Origin of the sequence: Desulfotomaculum sp. OF05-3 (assembly GCF_003435535.1) — a bacterium.
Lineage (GTDB): Bacteria > Bacillota > Clostridia > Lachnospirales > Lachnospiraceae > Pilosibacter > Pilosibacter fragilis.
On sequence record NZ_QWGO01000080.1, the window covers coordinates 1 to 2,258 of the forward strand.

At 37.2% G+C, this 2,258-nt stretch carries 2 protein-coding genes; both read right to left on the reverse strand.

All coding sequences use genetic code 11. The annotated features are described in order from the left end of the window. Positions 1–890 (reverse strand): kinase (locus DXA87_RS17665; protein ID WP_117505595.1); only part of this gene is annotated, 890 nt, incomplete at its 3' end. 17 nt (positions 891–907) lie between these two features. Continuing rightward, positions 908–2,155, reverse strand: coding sequence for a nucleotide sugar dehydrogenase (locus DXA87_RS17670; protein ID WP_015552311.1), 1,248 nt, complete (start codon positions 2,153–2,155; stop codon positions 908–910). Positions 2,156–2,258 lie beyond the last annotated feature (103 nt).

Consider the following 2,258-nt stretch of genomic DNA (forward strand, 5'->3'; position numbering starts at 1 on the left):
AACAGAATGGCGACCGCTGAGCTCCGTAAAATGCAACCGCCACCAGCACCAAGAAGTTTGCCTCCTAATGCTCCCGCTGCAATCCCCTTTTCATAAAGCTCATCGATACAATTTGTAGATACAGCGGCTCCTGTTTGTCTTTTAAGTCGCCAGGTATGATCAAGCATTTTTCCAAACTCATCCAGATTCTTATTTGCACCAGTTAAAATATCTTCTGCATCATCAACTAACGTTAACATTTCTTTTAGTTGTGCTGTACGATCAATATTTCCTGCTGAGTTTGCCTTTTGTACTTCTGAGGAAAATCTCGTAAAACCTGTAAAAAACATCATAAGATTATGATTAAGTTGCTCTTTACGTTCAGGAGAAATAATAACAGGCAGAACCTCATATCCACCGTTGCTAAAATTTATCCGATTGAAGCCGCCAAATGATGCCGCAATTTGATCTTGCCATCCTCCCGCTTCTTGACAAAGGTTTCGTTCCAGATAAATAGCCTCATCGGCCAATTTCTTTTTATCTGCATACTTACCTTTTAATGCATAAAAGGCGTTTAACATTCCAACCGCAAAAGAGCTTGATGTTCCTAAACCGGAGCGCGCCGGAAGATCTGCTTCATATGTAAGACGAATTTCATGCATATCGAGCATCTTCATAGCATTCCGAATTGCAGGATGTTGAATATCTTCTACATTGGTTACTCGTTCAGTTTTTGAATAAGATAATTCCGTAGAGTAGTCAAAAAAGCGTGGCAGATGCCGCACATTTACATAGCAATATTTATCAAATGTAGTTGATAATACCGCACCACCGTGTTCATTAAAGAAATTTTCCATATCGGTTCCACCGCCAAAAAAGGACATGCGGAAAGGAGTCTGCGTAATAATCATTTTTTTACCTCGTTGTATTAATCTCGCTGGAAAATATCGCGAGTATAAACTTTTTCTTTTACATCATCTAAGCTCTTATCATATCGATTCGCGATAATTGCCTGTGATAATTCTTTGAATTTTTTTAAATCATTTATAACCATTGAACCAAAAAATGTTTCGCCATCCTGTAGGGTTGGTTCATAAATTATGACTGTTGCCCCTTTAGCTTTTATACGTTTCATAACTCCCTGTATAGAACTTTGCCGAAAGTTATCACTATTGCTTTTCATGGTGAGACGATATACGCCTATTGTGACGGTCCTTTCAGTATCTTTGGAAAATTCAGCTTTTTCTCCATAATCATAATAACCGGCTAGACTTAAGACGCGATCTGCAATAAAATCTTTACGAGTTCGATTACTTGCTACAATTGCTTCGATAAGGTTCTCAGGCACATCTGCATAATTTGCAAGCAACTGTTTTGTGTCTTTTGGCAAACAATAACCACCATAACCGAAACTAGGATTATTATAGTGATTGCCAATTCGAGGATCTAAACAAACACCATTGATAATTTGTTGTGTGCTTAATCCTTTGCTTTCGGCATAAGTATCTAATTCATTAAAATAGGCTACACGTAATGCTAAGTATGTATTAGCAAACAATTTGACTGCTTCTGCTTCTGTAGATCCCATGAAAAGTGTTGGAATGTCTTTTTTGAGGGCACCTTCTTGTAAAAGGTCTGCAAATTCGTGTGCGGCCTTAACTAAATGTTCATCATCTAAATCGGTGCCAACAATAATACGACTAGGATATAAATTGTCATAAAGAGCCTTTGATTCGCGTAAAAATTCAGGACTGAATATAATATTGTTACTTGCGAATTTCTCCCGGACAGTTTTTGTATAACCCACAGGAATTGTAGATTTGATGACCATAATAGCATCCGGATTTTGTGTTATAACCTGCTGTATTACGTCTTCAACTGCCGATGTATCAAAATGCTGAGTTTGACTATTATAATTAGTCGGTGTTGCAATTATGATATAGTCGGCATCTTTGTAAGCTGCGTTTGAATCAAGTGTTGCCGTCAAGTGTAAATCTTTTTCCGAAAGATATTTTTCGATAAATTCATCCTGTATAGGAGATATACGTTCATTAATCATTTGTACTTTTTCGGGGACGATATCTACAGCAACTACATCATGATGTTGTGAAAGCAACGCAGCTATGGACAATCCCACATATCCAGTACCAGCAACAGCAATTTTTAAATTTTTCATGTTTTTTCCATTCCCAAGTGTTATTAAACTTAAAACTAAAAAAGACCCGCATTCAGATTTCCCTCTCTCTATAATGGTATCGTAATTTAAGACACTTCAAGAG

Excerpts from the sequence above, each read along its gene's own strand:
- DXA87_RS17670 (WP_015552311.1), bottom strand. The coding sequence starts at position 2,155 with ATGAAAAATTTAAAAATTGCTGTTGCTGGTACTGGATATGTGGGATTG.